General features: G+C 65.6%; 4 protein-coding genes and 1 pseudogene. All 5 read right to left on the reverse strand.

Going from position 1 to position 5208, the window contains the following annotated elements:
- Positions 1-927: UDP-N-acetylmuramate--L-alanine ligase (locus K728_RS0105090; RefSeq protein ID WP_024476048.1), on the reverse strand; the 927-nt coding region annotated here is incomplete at its 3' end.
- The gene (gene murG / locus K728_RS0105095; protein WP_024476049.1) at positions 924-2033 is read right to left on the reverse strand and encodes an undecaprenyldiphospho-muramoylpentapeptide beta-N-acetylglucosaminyltransferase; all 1110 of its coding nucleotides are present in this window, start codon (positions 2031-2033) and stop codon (positions 924-926) included. The genes murG and K728_RS0105090, both read right to left, overlap by 4 nt.
- Positions 2030-3385, reverse strand: a complete 1356-nt coding sequence (ftsW, locus tag K728_RS0105100) for a putative lipid II flippase FtsW (RefSeq protein ID WP_019481338.1) — start codon at positions 3383-3385, stop codon at positions 2030-2032. The genes murG and ftsW overlap by 4 nt, the downstream gene beginning before the upstream one ends.
- Positions 3385-4950, reverse strand: a complete 1566-nt coding sequence (murD, locus tag K728_RS0105105; protein ID WP_035747221.1) for a UDP-N-acetylmuramoyl-L-alanine--D-glutamate ligase — start codon at positions 4948-4950, stop codon at positions 3385-3387. The genes ftsW and murD overlap by 1 nt, the downstream gene beginning before the upstream one ends.
- Positions 4947-5208 (reverse strand): annotated as a pseudogene (locus K728_RS23065) (phospho-N-acetylmuramoyl-pentapeptide-transferase); the annotation flags it as partial. The pseudogene K728_RS23065 and the gene murD, both read right to left, overlap by 4 nt.

Raw genomic sequence — 5208 nt, forward strand, 5'->3', positions numbered from 1 at the left:
GGCGGGGTCGACGCCCAGTTCGAGGGCGACGGAGAATGCTGCTGCCGCGTTCCGCACGTTGTGTTCACCGGGCACGTTCAGCTGGAGTTCCTGCTCGCTGTCCAGTCCGTCCACTGAGAACGACAGCATGCTTGTGGAGGCACTACCCACGGCCTGGGTCGCACCAATCCGCACGTCAGCCGTCGGCGAGTATCCGTAGGTCCTGATCCTGCGGGTGTCGCCGACCCGTCCGGCGAGGGCTGCCGCACCGGCGTCGTCGACGCAGGTCACCAACACGCCGTCGTCGGCGGGCAGCAGGGCGGCGAACTGGTCGAATACCTCGTACACCGCTGCGGCCGTCCCGTAGTGGTCCAGGTGGTCTGCCTCCACATTGGTCACCACAGCGATCTGCGGCGAGTAGTTGAGGAATGAGCCATCCGATTCATCGGCTTCTGCAACAAAGACGCCGCCATCACCCCAGGCCGCGTTGACCCCAAGCGCTGCGACCTCACCGCCGATGGCGAAAGATGGGTCGAACCCGGCGGACTGCAGCATCACCGTGATCATCGCGGTGGTGGTGGTTTTGCCATGGGTACCAGCGACCGCCACCACTTCCCTGCCGGACATCGCGGCGGCCAGGGCCTGGGACCGGTGCAGGATCCGCAGGCCCTGTTGTTGGGCGGCCACCAGTTCGGGGTTGGTCGCCCTGATGGCGGTGGAGATCACGACCGTGTCGACGCCTGCAACATTCTCGGCCCGCTGGCCGACGGCGGTACGCGCCCCGAGGGCAGCGAGGGCCTGCAGGCCCCGCGAGTCCGCGGCGTCGGATCCGGACACCTGAACGCCCTGGCCCAGCAACACTCGGGCCACTGCCGACATGCCGGCGCCGCCAAGGCCAATGAAATGGACCCGCCCGAGATCGGCGGGGGTCAGGGTGGTTCCGGTCATGACTGTGCCCCGCGTCCGGCGGCGACGACGAGTCGGGCCATCTGAGTATCGGCGTCACGCACTCCGAGCCGGGCGCTGGCTGCGGCCATCGCGTCGAGGGCGGCCTGGTTTTTCAGCAACGGAAACACGTGTCCGGTCAACCAGTCTGCCGTCAGCGCAGCGTCGTCGACCAGCAGCGCGCCCCCCGCGGTGATCAGGTCCGCCGCGTTCCGGCGCTGCTCTCCGTTGCCGTGCGGCAGCGGGACGAACACTGCGGGCAGCCCGACGGCGCTCACCTCGCACACGGTGGCGGCCCCCGCACGAGCCAGCAGCAGGTCTGCGGCCGCGTAGACAGTTTCCATATCGTCGACGTACTCAATCTGGCGGTAGCCTTCGGCCTGGAGCGGTCGCCCATCGGCGCCCGTCACACCTTTGCCGCCTCCGGTAATGTGCAGCAACTGGATTCCCTCGGCCGCGAGCAGGGGCACCACGGCGGCGACGGCCCGGTTGATGCTGACAGCCCCTGACGACCCACCGGTCACGATCAGTGCGGGCTGGGTGGTGTTCAGCCCAAGGGCAGCGCGGGCGGCAGCCCGGGAGGTGGCACGGTGGAGGGTGGAAATACTGCGTCGCATCGGCATGCCGACCACCTGAGCTTTGGGGAGGCCGGTGCCCTTGAAGGCGACCGCCACAGTGGTGGCAATCCGCGCTCCGAGCCGGTTGGCCAGCCCTGGCTGGGCGTTCGCCTCATGGATCACTACCGGGATTTTCCGGCGCCACGCAGCCAGGTACAGGGGTGTGGAGACGTAACCGCCGACGCCGACGACGACGTCGGCCTCCGCGCGGTCGAGTACGCCCAGCGCCTGCCGGACGGCGCGGATCAGCCGGGTGGGGAGCTTCACCAGGTCGATCGACGGGCGGCGAGGCATCGGGACCCGGTCAATCGTCTCGAGCTGGTACCCCGCAGCCGGAACCAGTCGTGTCTCCATTCCCGCGGCAGTCCCCACAACTACCTGCCGGGTGTCAGGATCGTGTTCAGCCAGGGCATGGGCAATGGCCAGCAGTGGACTGATGTGACCGGCGGTACCGCCGCCGGCCAGGACCACCGAGAGGGGGTTTGTGCTCATCGGGCTGCTGGTTCGCTTTCTGTGGAACGGGGATCTGTAGTGGTCCCGGCTACTGCGCCGGAATCTGGTGCTGGGGGCATTTTGCGGGCGAAGGCCAGCAGGACTCCGACCGCCCCAAGGGTGAAGGTCAGCGCCGACCCACCGTAGGAGATGAAGGGTAGCGGAACACCGATGACGGGCAGGACGCCGGTGACCATCCCAATGTTCACGAACGCCTGGCCGATCAGCCACACCAGAATGGAGCCGAGCAGGATTCGCACGAAGGGGTCGGTGTAGCGTCGGGCAACCCTGATGGTTGCGACGGCGAGGATCCCGAACAGGATGACCACCACCAGGGTGCCCACCAACCCAAACTCTTCACCAATGATCGCGAAGATGAAGTCGTTGTGGGCTTCGGGAATCCAGTTCCACTTTTGCCGGCTCTGCCCAATACCGACTCCCCACCAGCCGCCGGACGCCAGCGCGAAGAGCCCGTTGTCGGCCTGCAGACACAGGTCCTGACCGTCATCGCAGCTGAGCCGCAGCCAGGCTGTGATCCTGTCGCTGCGGTTGCCACTCACCAGCACCATGACGATTGCGCCGGCGATACCAGCGATCCCTGCGATGGTGAACATTTTCATTGGCGCCCCGGCGAAGAAGAGCGCCGCCGCGAGAATCATCATCATGATGATCACGGTGCCCAGGTCACCACCGAGTAGGACCAGCCCGATCGGGAGCCCACCCAGGGGCAGGGCTGGGATCATCGCGTGTTTCCAGTTGCGGATCAGCCGCCCCTTGCGGGCCAGAACACTGGCCAGCCAAATGGCGAGGGCAAGTTTCGCCGGTTCGGAGGGCTGCATGGTGAAGCCGCCGATTTGAATCCAGTTCTGGTTGCCGTTGATGTTCACGCCAATGGCAAGTACGAGGACCAGAAGAACTACCGCGATGCCGAGCACCGGCCACGCCATCATGCGGTAGGCGCGCGCACCGAACCGTGACAGGAGCAGCATCAGGACCAGCCCACCGGCGGCCCACGTGGCCTGCCTGAGGAACAGGTCGAACTCGCTGCTGCCCTCGGCGATCGCTTCCACCGAAGATGCTGAAAGCACCATCATCAGACCGATCGCCGTCAGTGCGAGGGCCGACCCGAGGATCATGTAGTAGCTGGCGCCGCTGGCCTGCTTGTCGCTGCCTTCGAGGTACGTCCAGAACTGTCCGAAGCGGGCGCGGAGACCCTTCTTCGCCGGGGCGTTGCCCTCAGCGGAGGGGGTGGAAGGTGTGGGGGTGTTGGGTGAGGCGGGTACAGAGGGCGTTCGGGAATGCTGACGCATCACCGGCTTCCGACGGACTGGCCGGGTGGGCGTGGTGACCATTAGAACTCCTTTGCGGTCTTCGCCTGCCCTTCCACGATCACTTGGACGGCCTCGATAAAGGCCTTGCCCCGGTGAGCATAGGAGGAAAACTGATCCATGGATGCTGCCGCCGGGGCCATCAACACGGTGTCGCCGTCGCCAGCTAACCGCGCAGATTCCCTTACCGCCGATTCCATCACCCGCTCGCCCAGGGGCGCGAGGGTGGAATCGTCGGCCAACGTCACATCTTCAGTCTCTCCCGGGGCCACTTCGATCAGTGGAACATCCGGAGCGTGTCGGCGCAATGAACCGATCAGGTCCGAGCTGTCGGTGCCGATCAGCACCACCGCCTTGAGTCGCTGCGCGTGCGTCTGCACCAGCTGGTCGTAGTTGACGCCTTTGGAGAGCCCCCCGGCGATCCAGATCACCGAGTGGAAGGCCGAAAGGGACGCTGCTGCCGCATGCGGATTGGTCGCTTTGGAGTCGTTGATCCACAGGATTCCGTCCCGCGAGGAGACGAGCTGGATCCGGTGCTCGGTGGGCTGGTAGTTCCGGATCCCGGCGCGGATCGCTGCCGGCTCGACGCCCGCTGCCCGAACCATTGCGGCGGCCGCGAGGGCGTTCGCCACCAGGTGGCGGGGCACCAGCTCCCCCAGGTCCTTGATCGCAGCCAGCTCAACAGCGGAATCCTTGCGCTGTTCGATGAAGGCGCGGTCCACCAGGAGGTCATCGACCACTCCCAGCATGCTGACTGCCGGCGTTGAGGTGGTGAAACCGATGGCTCGGCAGCCCTCGATGACGTCGGCTTCCTCGACCATCCGTTCGGTGGCGGGCTGTTCGGCGTTGTAGACGCAAGCCACTTTGGTATTGGCGTAAATCTTTGCTTTGTCGGCGGTGTACTGATCGAACCCACCGTGCCAATCGACGTGGTCCTCCGCAACGTTCAGGCACACACTCGCCAGCGGCGAGATGGACCCGGTCCAGTGCAGCTGGAAACTGGACAGTTCGACGGCGATGAAATCGTAGCCTTGCGGGTCACGGATCGCGTCGAGAATGGGGGTACCGATGTTGCCCGCGGCGACGGCGCGGAGGCCTGCGGCCAGCAGCATCGACTCCACCAGAGAGACGGTGGTGGTTTTGCCGTTGGTGCCGGTGATGGTCAGCCACTCGGCGGTGGGGCGGCCTTCGCGGATCCTGACCCGCCAGGCCAGTTCGACGTCGCCCCAGACCGGGATTCCTGCGTCTTTTGCGGCCCTGAGGAGCGGCTGCTGCGGGGTCCAGCCCGGTGAGGTGACCACCAGATCGGGCTGGCTGCCATCGATGAGCGGAATTCTCGTTGCGTGTTCGGCGCCGAGGAGGACGTCCACGGCACCGACGATCGACAGCGTGTCCGCCTTGGCGCGGTTCTCGGCCGAATCGGATCCGTCGACTACCACCACGCGGGCACCCAGTTCAATGAGCGTATCGGCGACGGAGAACCCGGACAGGCCGATGCCGGTGACTACTACCCGCAGCCCTTTCCAGTCGGCATCCCAGGTGGTCAGGGAATCGAGGTCACGGGCACCCGCGGGGATGGTTCCGGTCATATCAGCACCACCCATTCGGCGTAGAAGATTCCGAGTGCGGTGGCCACGAATAGCCCGGCAAGAATCCAGAACCGGACGACAACTGTGACTTCCTGCCAACCCTTGAGTTCGAAGTGGTGCTGGAGCGGAGCCATTTTGAACACCCGTTTGCCGCCGGAGAGTTTGAAGTAGCCGACCTGGATGATCACCGACAGCGTGATCATGACGAACAGCCCGGCGAGGATGACGAGCAGCAACTGGGTGCGGGACAGGATCGCG

It is taken from the genome of Arthrobacter sp. CAL618 (assembly GCF_000468215.1).
GTDB lineage: Bacteria > Actinomycetota > Actinomycetes > Actinomycetales > Micrococcaceae > Arthrobacter_D.

What these genes read in the sequence shown, in the direction of transcription:
- ftsW (WP_019481338.1), bottom strand. Translation starts at nt 3,385, where the DNA reads ATGGTCACCACGCCCACCCGGCCAGTCCGTCGGAAGCCGGTGATGCGT.
- murD (WP_035747221.1), bottom strand. Translation starts at nt 4,950, where the DNA reads ATGACCGGAACCATCCCCGCGGGTGCCCGTGACCTCGATTCCCTGACC.
- murG (WP_024476049.1), bottom strand. Translation starts at nt 2,033, where the DNA reads ATGAGCACAAACCCCCTCTCGGTGGTCCTGGCCGGCGGCGGTACCGCC.